Source organism: Exiguobacterium sp. R-39 (assembly GCF_049942815.1).
In the GTDB taxonomy this organism is placed as follows: Bacteria; Bacillota; Bacilli; order Exiguobacteriales; family Exiguobacteriaceae; genus Exiguobacterium_A.
This window is the reverse complement of sequence record NZ_CP187965.1, coordinates 1,218,216-1,232,807: the sequence shown is the minus strand read 5'-3', so window position 1 is coordinate 1,232,807 and position 14,592 is coordinate 1,218,216. Positions and strand designations below refer to the sequence as shown.

Sequence of the window (14,592 nt, the reverse complement as noted above, 5' to 3'; positions counted from 1 at the left end):
GTTTACCACGGGTAGTCCGATTTGTTCTACCCTTGATTAGTGTCGCATGTCCGATTCGACCGCTTTGACCTGCTCAATCAAGCGTTGGTATTCGTCGACACGTTTCGTTTGCGACAAGTCATACGTTTGTTTTAAGTGTAAGACCCGCATGACCTTCTGATCCAGATCTGCTCTCGACAATTTACCTTGTTTAATCCGTGCCATGATTTCCTTATGAACGGACGCGTACGCACCGGGTGAGGAAAACATCGCCATATCCGCACCATTTTCGAGGGCAAGACTTGCCGCCTGGGCAAGTCCGTACCGTTCTGTGATGGCTCCCATGACCAAATCGTCCGTGATGATGACACCGTCAAACTTCAGCTCATCCCGTAACATCCCGGTCATGACGGGTTTCGACAACGAAGACGGACGGGTTTTGTCGAGTGCCGGAAACAGGATATGCGCGACCATGACCATCTCGGCCCCTTCCTGAATCGCCCGTTTGAACGGGACCAGCTCCGTCTGCTCAAGTTCCGCTTTCGTCGCATCGACCCGCGGCAGACCGACATGCGAGTCGACGGTCGTATCCCCGTGTCCCGGAAAATGTTTGACGACCGGAACGATGTCTTCTTCTTTCATGCCCTGCATCAATGGCACACCAAGCCGGGCGACTTGTTGCGGATCCGCACTGAGCGCCCGGTCGCCAATGATTGGATTCGCCGGATTACTGTTCACATCAAGGACCGGTGCGAAATCCATATTAAAGCCGTAAAAACGGGAAATCGAACCAAGTGTCTGTCCGACTTCCTTCATCAATGCCGGATCATTTTTATGACCAAACGACAGGCTCGGTGATAATTTGAGCTGTGCGTCCGGGACCCGGCTGACCCGTCCGCCTTCCTCGTCAAAGCCAAGGAACGCTTTTGAATCAGCGGTTTGCGCCTTGGCAATCGCTGTTGTGAAGGTTTTCAGTTGATCGGTTGAGGTGATATTGCCACCAAGCAGCAGGACACCACCGAGCGCATGGTCCTGCAATAATTGACGGTCCGCTTGTGTCAAAGCCGTTCCCGTTACGCCAATGTACAGCAATTGATCGACTTTTTCCGCCGTCGACATGTTCGAAACGGTTTGCTTGAGTTGTTTCTCTGCCCGTTCAGCAGCAGAAGGTCGATCCGGCTGCGGCGGCTTTGTTTTCTTTGCCGGCTTCGGTTGCGGGTCAGCGGGTTGTACGGGCTCGTCAGCACAACCGGCAAGGAGGACGCTTGCCAACAGAACAGGGACAATCCGTTTCAAATCGGTTCCTCGTTCCGGACGCCGTTGATCGAGTAATAAACTTCAATCTCTGCGTTCAGCGATTGCGAGACCGAGCAGTATTTGTCTTTTGATAAGGCAATCGCCCGGCGGACTTTATCGTCCGGTAAATCACCTTCGAGCCGGTAATGAATCGAGATCGTCGTGAAACGCCGGGGATGATCATCCGCCCGTTCGCCTTCGATATCCATTTCAAATGACGTCAGCGTCAAGCGCATCTTTTCTAAAATCGAGACGATATCGATGCCGGTACAGCCGGCAACGGCATGAAGCAAGAGCTCCGTCGGCCGGGGTGCCTGATTGTCCCCGCCGTTTTCCGGTGCCGCATCCATCGCTAAGTGATGTCCGGATTCGGTTTCCCCGCTGAAGCCCATCTTTTGATTCCAAGTGACTGTTGCTTGCATCAAGATCACGTCCTTTTCTGATTTAGGTGATGTTTCCTACTCTGTTAGTATACCCGAATCAGTGACAGGTGAAATTGACTGTCTATTCACAATAATGCTTCTTTTTCCGGGTCAGGTAAATCCGGTTTCCGCCCTTCTTAAATCATGCTATTCTGATAAACGATAGTTTTTTTGCGCACAGGCGCCAGAAGTGGGGAATTGTATATGTCATCATCATCGACTCGTTTGAGTCAAGCCGACTGGTTGTTAATCGCGACGTTATCCATGTTGACTTTTGTCCTTGGAACAAGCGAATTCGTCATCGTCGGTATTTTATCTGAAATTGCGGACGGTCTGAACATCACAATTGCAAAAGCCGGCACGCTTGTCTCCGCCTTTGCGATCGCCTTCGCCATCGGAACACCGATAACGATGTCCTTGACCGGACACCTTGAGCGGCGGAAGTTAATGCTCAGTCTGATTTTCGTCTGGATTATTCTGAATATCTGCAGCGGGATCGCACCGAATTATGAACTGTTGCTGTTGTCTCGGATCGTGACGGCTGTTCTGACGGGTGTCCTGATTTCACTGGCGATGGTCGTCGCAAGCGATAGTGTACCGATCGCAAAACGCGGCGTCGCCGTCTCGTTCATCTTTGGCGGATTTACGATGGCAAACGTTCTCGGTGTGCCGATCGGTACATTCATCGGACAACATGCCGGTTACGCCGCCTCGTTTTGGCTGACAAGCAGTCTTGGTGTCATCGCCCTGCTTGCTGTCTTGAAAGTCGTTCCGGTTCAGCAATCGGAATCGTCCGGCTCGATCCGCGAACAGCTCAGCTTACTCGCCAATCCACGGATCATGATTGCCTTTTTCATTCCGTCATTCGGGTTCGGCGCGACATATGTCGTTTATACGTATCTCGTCCCCGTGCTTGAGTTGGAACTGAAATTGCCGTCGGCCTGGATCAGTCCGATTTTACTCGCCTACGGTGTCGTCTCAATCTTCAGTAATATACTGGCCGGAAAAATCGCCAGCCGGAATCCGATCGGGCGTCTCCGGTTCGTCTTCATCGTCCAGGCAATCGTGCTTGCTGCCCTGTACGTGACGACAGCGTCCGTTTCGCTTGGACTGATCAACATTGCCTTGATGTCCTTGATGTCGATTTTATTGACGACCTCAACACAAATCTATCTGATTGACCTAGCAGAGAAGTTTAATCCGGAAGCAAAAGGACTGGCTGCTTCCTTGATGCCGGTCGCAAGCAATGTCGGGATTGCCTTCGGTTCTGCTTTAGGTGGACTCGTCTATGCGAACGGTCCGATCATGAATATCGCGCTTGTTGGTGGTGCCGTCGCTATACTCGCAGCTGCGTTGACGGCTGTCAGTCATCGCCTCGATCAGCGGGCGTAACAGTTAAAAGACTTCTGTTCCAATAATGCCTTTAACTGAGGTAAACGGAACGGAAGTCTTTTTATGTGGAATCTGGAACTTAGAGCCGATGTTTGCTCAGACTGAACCTTACAAGACTGTTAGGTGAACGTATCCAATTTGTTGCTTAATCTGTCAATCGGCATGGTACGGTAAAGATAGTTTTTCATCCCACTTACGAAAAAGGAGATTTTACTATGAAATCGTATTATGCCCTTCCATTAACAGCCCTCTTACTGACAGCGACAGTCAGTCCGGTCACAACATTTGCTGCAACACCGACTAAAGTCGAGACAGCGAAACCATTATCAGAAAAAGCACTTGCAAAAAAGAAAGCGGCTATTACGAAACTCGCGACGTCTTTGATCGGAACACCATATAAAGAAGGCGGGACGACAACAAAAGGCTTTGACGCATCCGGCTTCACACAATACGTTTATCAAAAAAGCGGTCTGACACTCGAGCGGACAATTGCGAAACAAGCCGCTATGCCGCTCAAAACCGTCACACTCAAAAAAGCCGTTCCGGGTGATTTGTTGTTCGTCCAGGCGAAAAAGGCGAAAGCACCGAACTTCGTCGGAATCTACACCGGGAAAAACAAGTTCGTTGCCGTGACGACGAAAAAGGTTGAATCGCAGGACCTGACATGGAGTTACTACACGAAACAGGACATCATCATCAAATCGTATCAGTGAAACAAAAACAGTCATCCGGAACTCATACGAGTTTCGGATGACTGTTTTTTGAATACTGTGATACTTATGACTGCCAATCAATTATAGACAAGTGAATTCAAAGTCGTTTCTGTTCGTTTGAGTTTGTCTTTGATGTTTCCTTCATATATGACACGTTCTGATAGTGCATCAATGACAAGTACATTGAAAACACCGTCACCAGTTCGATTAGCCGTATAAATCAGATCATCTTTCAGTTCGGTATACTCTCCTGATCCAGACTCATCCGTTACTGACGGGATACTTATCTTATGTTTTATCGATTTCTTTGATGCCAGATCGTAAATAGTCCAATTTAATTTTTTTGGTTCACGTTCAAGCATAATCAGTTTCGTTCCATCTGTACTTAGTTTAGTTTCTTCATTACCGAACGATTTCAATCCCGTTAAACGCTGAGATTTTTTGCCGTCACTAAGATACAGTGTCTCCTTTTCATCATCTGCCCCTTCAACGATTTCCGTTGTGTAATAAACAATTGTCTCATTGTGGATACCTAGAATAATTATCTCACCTTTAGAAGTAACGGGTAAATTGATTTTTTGAATCGTATCGTTTTTCAAATCTATTTTGTATAATAACGTTTCCGAATCGTTTTGAATGTCTTGTGCAAGGACGTATAAACTGTTGCCAAACCGTTTATCTGGACTGAGTTGAGTTTCACCTAACTTCCGAGCTTCAGGAGGTGCCGGAAAGATTTTTTTGACGACACGCTGTTTACCCTTCTCCCAATACTGTAATTCCCATTTATTATTGTCCTTTGTACCCATTGCATACGTGGTGCCTTGCTGTTCGAACGTAAGCACGTAATCTGAACGGATGAAGCGTCGGAAATCAGCTGGCGCACCATTTTCATTATATGGACCTTCAAACATGCCACTAATCCAATTATCTTTCGTTTTTTCGACTCGACCGTCCAGCGCAACGTTGTAATCAACTTTTTTTAACCCTTCATCATAAAGTTCTGCTTGAACAGACCGGACAGCCGGCTGTTTCGGGTCACCTTTGACCGTCTCAACGGTAAAGTCAGATTCATCGATCGATTGTATAAATATGGTGTAGATCCCTATCGTCAGGAAACTTATGACAGCCAGGATAAGTAAAAAATTAAATTTTCGCATGACGCCCTCCTCAGACCGAAATTTTCCATTTTAATAAACGCAGGCTTTTCCAAATCGTATAAACAAAGTACAACACAAAAATCGCTAGCATGATTGCTGATATTTCTTGTGACAAAAAGAAATCCAGCTTTTCAATTACATACATACCTCCCACCATAATAATGAAAAAAGCGACCACTTCAAGAACAATGAACAATAGTCCTTTCACTTTACGGTAAGATCGTTCCAGTAAAACGAGCATGAACAAGAAACTTACAATAAAAAGCGCTAAAACCACTAATATTAGCGTATCTATCAAATTCATCGTATACAGCTGATTTAATTCAATCGGGATATTAAAAGATGACGTACGATAGTCATCTTTAATCAACCAGTTAAAGATGGCATAACTGAGTTGGATAACAACCCATTGCAAACCAATGAAACTGATGATAACAAGGGCTAATGATGTAAATTTCGCAAAAAATATTTTTGCCCGGCTACCTGGTAACAACAATAAACGATATATGTACTTGGACTCTCCGAACCAATCCCGGTACCAGATTTGAACAGCATACAAAATAACGAGGACGATCCCGACCAAAACGATATAGCCGAAATAAACACTGGCCAGTCCGAATGATAACTTTCCAAACGAACGCAGAGCTTCCGATTCGGTCAATTTCGAATAACTCATATATTCTTTAATTTGACGTTCATGATAGATGACCCGTCCGACGACGGTCAGGATTTCAATACTTGCCATCGCAAGAATGACCGAGACAATCATTTTCCAGCTGCGTTTTAACTCTTCGTTCGTTAACATCAGGTATTGTTTCATCGCTGATAGACCTCCCGCATCCGGTCCTGGACCGATTTTCCGTATACTTCGCGCATCTCTTCCGTATCGTGTTCATCAATGATCCGGCCGTCCTGTAAAAAGACGACCCGGTCAATCAAGTGTTCGATTTCAATGATTTCATGTGTCGTCATCAGAATGCCGCGTCCTTCCATGTAATGACTCGAAAAGATCCAGGCAATCTGTTCTTTCGTAAATAAATCAATCCCGGCAAACGGTTCGTCGAGCAACAGATACGGACGGTCGAGTGCAAAACCGAGCACTAGACTGAACTTCGCCTGATTCCCCTTCGATAATTCTAAAATCTTGTCGGTCGTTAATAACTTGAACAGACCCATCAATTCTTCCGCGACCTTCGGATTCCAGTCCGGATAATAATCACTCATATACAGCAAAGCATCACCGATTGTCATGTAACCGGGCATCGTTTGCAGATCCGGAACAAAGGCGATTTTTTCGCGTGAGACTTCTCCGTCGACGAGGACGGTTCCGGCATCGACCGGGACAAGACCCATGATGGCTTTCAGGATTGTCGATTTTCCTTCGCCGTTTAAACCGATCAGACAAGTGATGCTGTCCGGACGAACCGAAAACGAGACCCCTTCTAAAATCGGTTTCTTCCGACCGTATCGTTTTTTCAAACCATGGACTTCAAGCATCGATCTTCCTCCGTTCCGTTGACTGATACATCGTCTCGACTTTCGTGACGACTTCACCGAGCGGAATCTGAATTGCCTGGACCGCCTCGATGAACTGGGCGACTGCTTCATCCAGCATCTCCGTCCGGACTTTTTTGACTACTTCCTGATCCATCGTGATTTTACTTGGGACGTTCCGTTCTGTCGTGATCAAGTGCTGATCCTCCATTTCTTTGTACGCTTTTTGTGCCGTATTCGGATTGATTCCGAGTTGCGCAGCGATTTCCCGGCGCGATGGAATTTCCTGCCCGCACTTCAGTTCTTCCGTCGCGATTTGTTCCTTGAACCATCGGACGACTTGAAGATACACCGGGCTTCTTTGGTCAAATTGCATCGTGGTCTTGACCTCCCTTTCCCGTTTACTGTATTAAAACAGTAATACACTTTCTTTCTGTATCATACGCGTAGTACAGTTGACTGTCAATCTATTTCCAAAAAATACTTTACCCCTAATTCATAGGGATAGAATTAGATGGCAGATATAGTACCTCTAACTTTTTTGCTACTTCATTTACTTAAAACATTTGCATTTCGAAAATATTTTAAGTGCACGATTGAAATGCACATATCACTACTCTTTTAAAGGTTGCACAAACAGAAAGAGAGAAGGTGCACTTTGATCAGCACCTTCCCTCTTTCCTTACACTACTTCATTCAGTAAATTTTTCAAATAATCCATGTTTCCAACGACACTAACATCTTCTTTAAAACGGTTAATGGTAAGATTTAAAAAGTTTTTATTCGCACTTTTAGGGAATCCTGAACAAACGTTTAATATACTGTTGAGTTTTTTAGAATTTCCACAATGAAGTAGTGAGACATGTATTTTTTATCTTCTGAAGCAATGATCACCACTGTTGCAAAATCTAATACATCCTCCACATTTTCATCTATTATTAGTTTGTCCGAGGAACATGCTGTTTCAAATTCATAACTGCTAAACGATGCTATGCTGCCGTTTAATACATCTAATACCGATTTTCTGTAGATGCAATACACACCGCAAATCGTATCATAAGAAGGTATGAACGGATCCTCCATCACCCTCGCAATTTTTTTGTCGCTTTTATCGACAGAAATGGCATGAAAACGACTTACCATCATTTTGTCTATAAACTCTATTCTTTTCGGAACAAATTCTTGTAGAGAATATTTATCCAAAGCTGTTTTCATCCTTTCTTGTGGTTTATGAAATCATACTAAAATACCGCACTCCGTAGAGAGGCGGCATGAATAATCTTATTTTTGGAATTCTAAAATGGTTTGTTGAACTGGAATACCTGACATCGGAACAGTTCGCTCAACGAACAAATATCGTTTCCCGTTTACTAAAAAGCGGCGATTACCTAAATATTCGACAAGCTTTCCGTCTTGTTTGAGTTTATGTTCAATCGCTTTGACGTGTTCATCCAACGTGTAAAACCGATCATCAAATGTCATTGTGATGTTTTTGTTTCGATATCCAAGTAAGTAACTGTAGAAAAACCAAAATCCCGCCCCTAATGCCAAAAATGCTAATAGAAAGTCCATGAGTGATTCCCCCTTTTGATATCTTATTTTACGTTCAAGATAATGTAAGGGTTCCCAAATTATTTGAAAATTATCAAAAATCTTTGGAATAAAAAAACTGACTCTGAACGATGTCCAGAATCAGCCTGTCTTGTTTAGTAAGGTGTTGGATCTTCTTGCGGTGTATCCGGAATTTCCGTCGGTTCCGGGAAGGTATCAGGTTCCGGTTGACGGATCGGATCTTCCTGCGGTGTCTCCGGTACTTCTGACGGAGGTGTTGTCGGAATCTCATCCGGCTGTTGATTCGGTTCGTGTTCCGGCACTTCGTTCGGATTTTTCTTCATGATGATTTCCTCCTTAAGATGTAATGTAATCGCCACCATTGATATGAATCGTTTGCCCGGTGACATAACTCGAGTCACGTGATGCCAGATACACATAGGCCGGTGCATTTTCAGACGGTTGTCCGCGGCGTTTCATGAGCGTATCTTCCCCGTGTGATTCGACTTTTTCTTTTGAGAACGTCGCCGGAATGAGCGGCGTCCAGATTGGCCCCGGTGCGACGGCATTGACACGAATTCCTTTTTCAATCAGGTTCGATGCCAGCGAACGAGTTAATGACGTAATTGCTCCCTTCGTCGCCGAGTAATCGATCAATGATGGTGCGCCACGGTATGCCGTGACAGAAGACGTATTGATGATGGAGTCTTCCTTGTTCAAGTGTGGTAAGGCGGCTTGCGTCAAATAAAACATCGAGAAGAGATTCGTCTCGAACGTTTCTTTTAGTTGTTCCGGTGTGATTGCCAAGAAATCGTCCTGCGGGAACTGTTTCCCGGCATTGTTGACGAGGATGTTCAACTGGCCAAACGTTTCGATGACTTTATCGATGATTGGTTGAGCATTCTCCGGCTGACTGACGTCTTTCGCAAACGCCAATGCTTTGACACCATACCCTTCAATCAATTTTTTCGTTTTTTCCGCATCCTGTCCTTCATTTAAGTACACGATAGCGACATTTGCGCCCTCTTTGGCGTAGGCAATCGCGACGGCACGCCCAATGCCGCTGTCTCCGCCTGTCACCAACGCCACTTTACCTTTCAACTTACCGGATCCGACATATTCCGGATCATCGTACACCGGTTCCGGATTCATCTCGGATTCAATCCCCGGTTGCTGATCCTGAGTTTGTCCCCGTGCCTGTTGATGCATCTGCTCCAACTCTTCTTCACGCATATGACCCAACCCCTTTTTCAATAGATGACTACCTTCATTAACATTCCCTTGCCATGTATCAATAAACGTCTAACGAAAAAAAAACGATGAAAATCATCGTTTTTTTAAATTCGTTTCTTCTATATAGGGATACACCAAAACCACCCATTACACGTCGTTTGAAAATAAGGGTGCCCACTCACCGGACTGAATCATCATCGTCAGTTTTTCGGGATACAATTTTACGCTTTGCAATTGATCAATCGGAACGTAACGATAGACTAACTCTTCTCCCTCTACTCCGAAAAAATCTTTCGAAGTGACCGTCATGTCATCTGATACGTTCACTTCATAATAAAAACCGACTTCATGGAATGATACTTCATCATATGTAAAAAAGTTTTCCTGGACGGCTAAAAACCTCGTAGCCTCAGCTTTTAGCCCCAACTCTTCTTTGATTTCGCGGATGACCGCCTCTGCTCCTGATTCCATCAAACGTATCCGTCCGCCCGGCAATGCCCAAAAATCATCCCGAACATTTCTGTGAATCAACAGATGACCTTCTTTGACGATCACTGCTGCGGCCCGGTGGTTAAACCGTTGCTGTCCCACGGTAAATTTAATATCCATCTTGTAATCTTCCTCCTTTTTGTTATCGACCCATACTTTTTCACAGTTTCCCACAATCAGAATTATGTCAAAAAATCGATAACCTGTAATAAAATTTTCGCTGGTATGACAGCATTTCAGAATTATTTAAAACGATATATTACAATACATATTAATTTCCTATATTTAAGCAATCAAACTGAAATGTTATTTTCAAAACGACCGATGCTATACTCGGTTTATCAAATTTACTACTTCGACGCAGTATTCATATACAGCCTTATACTTTAAGCAAGACAGCAACGATCTGTCACCAATCATCGACCGTCAATTGTTTTCACATCAGGAGGAACTATTACATGAAACGTATTTTAACAACCGTCACGATGAGCGCACTCGTCGTTTCAGGATTTGCCAGCACGGGTACAGGAAAAGTTGAAGCTGCAAGCTCTTCTTCTTATAAAGTCAAAGTCACGGCCGATGGATTACGTGTCCGGACCGGTCCTTCTACGAAATATAAAATCGTCGCTGGCGTCAATGCCGGACAAACCTTTAAATACTATGGTAAAAAAGGCAACTGGACGAAAATTTCATACGGCGGTAAAAAACGCTACGTCTATTCCAGTTATGTAAAACGATACAGCACAGGCAAACAGGCTACAGCTAAAAAAGCTTCCTTCTCAACAGGCTTCCTCCGTCCGACAAGCGGACGCGTCTCGCAAGGATACGGAAGTGCAAGCGGCCGCTACGGATACACGTTCCATAACGGCATCGACATCGCAGCAGCAACAGGGACAACGGTCCGTGCGACTGCTTCCGGTAAGGTCATCAAATCCGGCTACCAAGGTGCATACGGCAACTATGTCATGATGACACATAAAGTGAATGGTTTGACCTACACAAGTGTCTATGCCCACTTGAGCAGCCGTTCGGTCTATTCAGGTCAGTCAATCGCCAAAGGAACGAAAATCGGTAACGTCGGCAGTACCGGGAACTCAACCGGTTCACACCTTCACTTCGAACTTCACCGCGGCGGTTACATCTACAGCGGATCATCAGCAGCCAACACGATCAACCCGCTCAGCGTTTTATGATTACTTCGGACACCCTCTTACGGGTGTCCGTTTTTTTAAACCTTTTTAAAAATAAGTCCCCTGAAATAAATTCATTCTAATTATTGGAAAAACTATCATAACATACTGATTGTTCTGATTTCCGAATAATTTCAAAAAATCCCCGTTCAATCAATTCAAATCAATGAATTGGGCAAAGACAGTTCGAAAATAAATAACCTAAAATAAGGCAAAAAATAATTTCTATTCTCTATAATATAAAATAACGAAACATTATAGAAATAATATTGTAATATTTAAACATTTTTACTAATGGTACACTCATCTAAGAATTCCATAGAACAACATTACATATTACACCACCCACATACACGGACAAGGTCCGACAGATTCAAAGGAGGATTTACTGATTTGAAAAAATTATTTACTACGCTGACGGTGTCTGCTATTGCCATCGCCGGTTTCTCGACATATGCCGTTCCAAAAGCTGATGCGGCAACGTTTTATAAGGTTAAAGTCATGAACGACGGATTGCGTGCCCGCACCGGTCCCGCGACGACATACGGCATCATCACAGGTCTTGATAAAGGCGATACATACAAATACTTGGGCCGGACCGGAAATTGGACAAAAATTCTGTACGGATCACGTAAAGTCTACGTCTCTTCTACATATGTCAAAAAATATTCTGTCACGACATCATATAAAATCAAAATCATGGTCGATAATCTCCGCGTCAGAAGCAGTTCGTCCACAAGCAGTTCCCAGGTCGGGACCGTCAACAGCGGACAAACCTTCCGTTACCTCGGTCGGACGGGAGACTGGATTAAATTCTTATATAACGGTAACAAACGATTTGTCCATGCCGATTACGTCAAAAAATATACGGTTACGAGCTTAACCAATTCGGGTGGGGCAACAAAAGCCTCAAACGATTTCATCACGCCGACCAGTGGACCGATTACGCAAGGATATGGTCAAGCAAGCGGTGTCTACGGCTATACGTTCCATAACGGAATCGATTACGGTGCCCCGAAAGGCACACCGGTTTATGCGACGGCAGCCGGGAAAGTCATCACTTCTCAATTAAAAGGTGCGTATGGCAATTATGTCATGGTCAAGCATTCGATCGACGGCGCTTCCTTCACGAGTCTCTATGCCCACATGAACAGCCGATCGGTCTCAGTCGGACAATCGGTCTCAAAAGGACAGCTTCTCGGTACGGTCGGTCAAACAGGAAATGCGTTCGGAACGCATCTTCATTTTGAACTGCATCGCGGAACATACGTCTACAGTGCGACATCGGCGGCAAGCAGCGTCAATCCGTTGAACTACCTGTAACAACTCGAACATCCCCTTATTTCTCATGAAGTAAGGGGATGTTTTGTTTTTTCAGATGTCTCATACAACCGTATAACGTCCAATGATCGCGTTTCATTCTCTTCTATCAGTGGGAAATGAAGCATACATCGATTGACCATAGACGTTTCGCATTCTATAATTCAAATAGACATTTGAATGTATCAGGAGGTATCATTATGCCGCATAATCATAATCATGAGCATCATCACACCGACAATAAAAAAGTATTACTTCTGTCCTTCATGATCATCACGCTGTTTATGATCGTCGAGGTGATCGGCGGATTTTGGACGAACAGTCTGGCTTTGTTATCGGACGCAGGACATATGCTGAGTGACTCGATTTCGCTTGCGATTGCGCTCGCCGCCTTTCACTTTTCGACCCAGAAATCGGATGCGAATAAGACGTTCGGATCAAAGCGGTTCGAAATTCTCGCGGCGATTTTCAACGGCGTCGCACTGATCGGTATTTCGCTTTATATTTTCGTCGAAGCCGTACAACGCTTTGTTAATCCACCGGCTGTCGCAACGACCGGGATGTTGATCATCAGTATACTCGGACTTCTTGTGAATCTGCTTGTAGCTTGGATCATGACGCGCGGCGGTGGCCATGAAGACAATCTGAACATGCGTGGTGCCTACTTGCATGTCTTAAGTGACATGCTCGGCTCGATCGGTGCCATCGTTGCCGCCCTGTTGATCATGTTCTTCGGTTGGGGCTGGGCAGATCCGCTCGCAAGTATCATCGTCGCCATCCTCGTTCTGCGCAGCGGCTATTACGTAACGAAAGCCGCCGTCCACGTCCTGATGGAAGGAACACCGAGCGATGTCGACATCGATCAAGTAGTTTCGACGATTCAGACAAATGAAGCGATCCTCGGTCTGCATGATCTTCATATTTGGTCGATTACGAGCGGTTACAATGCGTTATCCTGCCACGTCGTCGTCAAAGACGATATGACCGTCCGCGAATCGGAGTCAATCCGTGAACAACTCGATCACGACCTAAAACATGCCGGTATCACCCATGCGACGATTCAAGTCGAGACCGCGCAACATGACCATGAAGATCAACTATACTGTCACGGTGAACAAAAGCCGCACGTTCACTAAGGTTGGCTGTTCTTCTAAATTAAAAGAGTAAAAGACGATGCTTCCCTTTAATGGGGCATCGTCTTTTTTACTTACTGTCCATACAACGTATCGTCAGTTCTTTAACTTTGCCTGATACGCTTTCGAATAGCGGTCCGCTGCAATGATTGCATCCGCCACTTCATCGGCCGTGACATCAAAACCGCTGTGAATCGTCTCCCCTTCTGCTGTTGCCGCCTGTCCGACTTTTAATATGTCTTCCCGTGAGGCATCTTTCAGTTTAACGTCTTCCAGTGTGACCGGCAGACCAAGGTCCATATAAAAAGCGATGTACCGCTCAATCTCTTCTTGCGGATGTTCTTCCAGCGCCAGTTGCACGAGCGTCCCGAACGCAACTTTCTCTCCATGCGTCAAATGGTGAATGTCCCCATTGAGTGCCGTGAAACCGTTATGAATGGCGTGTGCTGCCGCAAGACCACCGCTCTCAAAACCAAGACCACTGAGCAAGGTGTTCGCTTCGACGACGGCTTCGAGGGCCGGCGTAACGACCTTTGCCTGGACCGACTCATAGGCGAGGCGTCCGTGCTCAAACAGGACTTCCTCGCAGCGTTTCGCGATCGCTTCCGCCGCAATCGTCGGCCGTCCGCCGGCCATCGTCGATCCGCCGAAGGCAATGACACTCCGTACTTCGACCCAAGTTGCCAGTGCGTCGGCGATACCTGAGGCAAAGAAGCGGGCCGGTGCTTCCGAGATCAACTTCGTGTCGACCAGGACGAGATCCGGATTTTTGTTGTAAAAACGGTAACTCTCAAAAATCCCGTCTTCAGAATAGATGACCGACAGCGCGCTCGTCGGTGCGTCGGTCGAAGCGATGGTCGGCACGATGACAACCGGCAGATGCAGTTCGTCGGAGACGGCTTTGGCTGTATCCAGCGTTTTCCCGCCGCCTACACCCATGACGAACTTGACACCGGCGTCTTTCGCTTGCGTCGCAATCCGTTCGACCTCATGTTTTGAGGCTTCTCCGCTGAAATCCGCTTTTTCGATTTTGATTCCTTCAGTTGAAAATGAAGCTTGGACACGTTCCTCGACAATCCCCCAAACGACATCATCCGCGATGACGAGGGCCACATCACCAATCGGGCTCACGTATGTACCAAGCCGATCAATGACATTTTTTCCTTGGACGTACTTTGCCGGACTAATGAAAACACGTTCTGACATGTTCAACATCCTTTCTT

General features: G+C 45.7%; 17 protein-coding genes. 5 read left to right on the top strand and 12 right to left on the bottom strand.

Annotated elements, in window-relative coordinates:
* Positions 1 to 36: 36 nt before the first annotated feature.
* The gene (gene nagZ, locus ACP26N_RS06300) at positions 37 to 1,275 is read right to left on the bottom strand and encodes a beta-N-acetylhexosaminidase (protein WP_426355075.1); all 1,239 of its coding nucleotides are present in this window, start codon (positions 1,273 to 1,275) and stop codon (positions 37 to 39) included.
* Entirely contained in the window at positions 1,272 to 1,697 is a 426-nt protein-coding gene (locus ACP26N_RS06295) for an OsmC family protein (protein ID WP_131973033.1), read from the bottom strand. Before ACP26N_RS06295 ends, nagZ begins: the two co-directional genes overlap by 4 nt.
* Before the next feature lie 204 nt (positions 1,698 to 1,901).
* Here ACP26N_RS06295 and ACP26N_RS06290 point away from each other — a divergent pair, with 204 nt between their 5' ends.
* A complete protein-coding gene (locus ACP26N_RS06290; protein ID WP_131973034.1) occupies positions 1,902 to 3,089 on the top strand; it encodes an MFS transporter in 1,188 nt (395 codons plus the stop codon).
* A gap of 215 nt (positions 3,090 to 3,304) precedes the next feature.
* Positions 3,305 to 3,802 (top strand): C40 family peptidase, encoded by a 498-nt coding sequence (locus tag ACP26N_RS06285; protein WP_426355073.1) that lies wholly within the window; start codon positions 3,305 to 3,307, stop codon positions 3,800 to 3,802.
* Between the two features lie 77 nt (positions 3,803 to 3,879).
* Here ACP26N_RS06285 and ACP26N_RS06280 read toward each other — a convergent pair whose 3' ends face one another.
* The 9 genes from ACP26N_RS06280 to ACP26N_RS06240 all read right to left on the bottom strand — a co-directional run bounded on the left by ACP26N_RS06280 (position 3,880) and on the right by ACP26N_RS06240 (position 9,846).
* The gene (locus ACP26N_RS06280; RefSeq protein WP_114596114.1) at positions 3,880 to 4,959 is read right to left on the bottom strand and encodes a hypothetical protein; all 1,080 of its coding nucleotides are present in this window, start codon (positions 4,957 to 4,959) and stop codon (positions 3,880 to 3,882) included.
* Between the two features lie 10 nt (positions 4,960 to 4,969).
* Positions 4,970 to 5,779 (bottom strand): hypothetical protein, encoded by an 810-nt coding sequence (locus tag ACP26N_RS06275; RefSeq protein WP_114596115.1) that lies wholly within the window; start codon positions 5,777 to 5,779, stop codon positions 4,970 to 4,972.
* Positions 5,776 to 6,456 carry an ABC transporter ATP-binding protein gene (locus tag ACP26N_RS06270; protein ID WP_114596116.1) on the bottom strand — a complete coding sequence of 227 codons (681 nt, stop codon included), beginning with the start codon at positions 6,454 to 6,456 and terminating at the stop codon, positions 5,776 to 5,778. The genes ACP26N_RS06275 and ACP26N_RS06270 overlap by 4 nt, the downstream gene beginning before the upstream one ends.
* Complete coding sequence (locus ACP26N_RS06265) at positions 6,449 to 6,829, bottom strand: GntR family transcriptional regulator (protein WP_114596117.1); 381 nt, start codon at positions 6,827 to 6,829, stop codon at positions 6,449 to 6,451. Before ACP26N_RS06265 ends, ACP26N_RS06270 begins: the two co-directional genes overlap by 8 nt.
* Before the next feature lie 437 nt (positions 6,830 to 7,266).
* Positions 7,267 to 7,656, bottom strand: coding sequence for a hypothetical protein (locus ACP26N_RS06260; RefSeq protein WP_426355070.1), 390 nt, complete (start codon positions 7,654 to 7,656; stop codon positions 7,267 to 7,269).
* Between the two features lie 78 nt (positions 7,657 to 7,734).
* On the bottom strand, positions 7,735 to 8,025 hold the full coding sequence (locus tag ACP26N_RS06255; RefSeq protein WP_426355069.1) for a hypothetical protein: 291 nt from the start codon (positions 8,023 to 8,025) through the stop codon (positions 7,735 to 7,737).
* Between the two features lie 134 nt (positions 8,026 to 8,159).
* Positions 8,160 to 8,348, bottom strand: coding sequence for a hypothetical protein (locus ACP26N_RS06250; protein WP_426355067.1), 189 nt, complete (start codon positions 8,346 to 8,348; stop codon positions 8,160 to 8,162).
* A 13-nt stretch (positions 8,349 to 8,361) separates the two neighbouring features.
* Positions 8,362 to 9,237, bottom strand: coding sequence for an SDR family oxidoreductase (locus tag ACP26N_RS06245; protein WP_426355066.1), 876 nt, complete (start codon positions 9,235 to 9,237; stop codon positions 8,362 to 8,364).
* A 147-nt stretch (positions 9,238 to 9,384) separates the two neighbouring features.
* Complete coding sequence (locus tag ACP26N_RS06240) at positions 9,385 to 9,846, bottom strand: NUDIX hydrolase (RefSeq protein WP_426355065.1); 462 nt, start codon at positions 9,844 to 9,846, stop codon at positions 9,385 to 9,387.
* Positions 9,847 to 10,184: 338 nt separating this feature from the next.
* Here ACP26N_RS06240 and ACP26N_RS06235 point away from each other — a divergent pair, with 338 nt between their 5' ends.
* From ACP26N_RS06235 to ACP26N_RS06225, 3 genes are all read left to right on the top strand, one after another.
* Positions 10,185 to 10,919, top strand: coding sequence for a peptidoglycan DD-metalloendopeptidase family protein (locus ACP26N_RS06235; RefSeq protein ID WP_131973042.1), 735 nt, complete (start codon positions 10,185 to 10,187; stop codon positions 10,917 to 10,919).
* A gap of 390 nt (positions 10,920 to 11,309) precedes the next feature.
* The gene (locus tag ACP26N_RS06230) at positions 11,310 to 12,239 is read left to right on the top strand and encodes a peptidoglycan DD-metalloendopeptidase family protein (RefSeq protein ID WP_188005363.1); all 930 of its coding nucleotides are present in this window, start codon (positions 11,310 to 11,312) and stop codon (positions 12,237 to 12,239) included.
* A 197-nt stretch (positions 12,240 to 12,436) separates the two neighbouring features.
* Positions 12,437 to 13,372 (top strand): cation diffusion facilitator family transporter, encoded by a 936-nt coding sequence (locus ACP26N_RS06225; protein WP_426355063.1) that lies wholly within the window; start codon positions 12,437 to 12,439, stop codon positions 13,370 to 13,372.
* Between the two features lie 93 nt (positions 13,373 to 13,465).
* Here the strand turns inward: ACP26N_RS06225 and ACP26N_RS06220 are convergent, their stop codons facing one another.
* Positions 13,466 to 14,575, bottom strand: coding sequence for a glycerol dehydrogenase (locus ACP26N_RS06220; protein ID WP_131502904.1), 1,110 nt, complete (start codon positions 14,573 to 14,575; stop codon positions 13,466 to 13,468).
* Positions 14,576 to 14,592 lie beyond the last annotated feature (17 nt).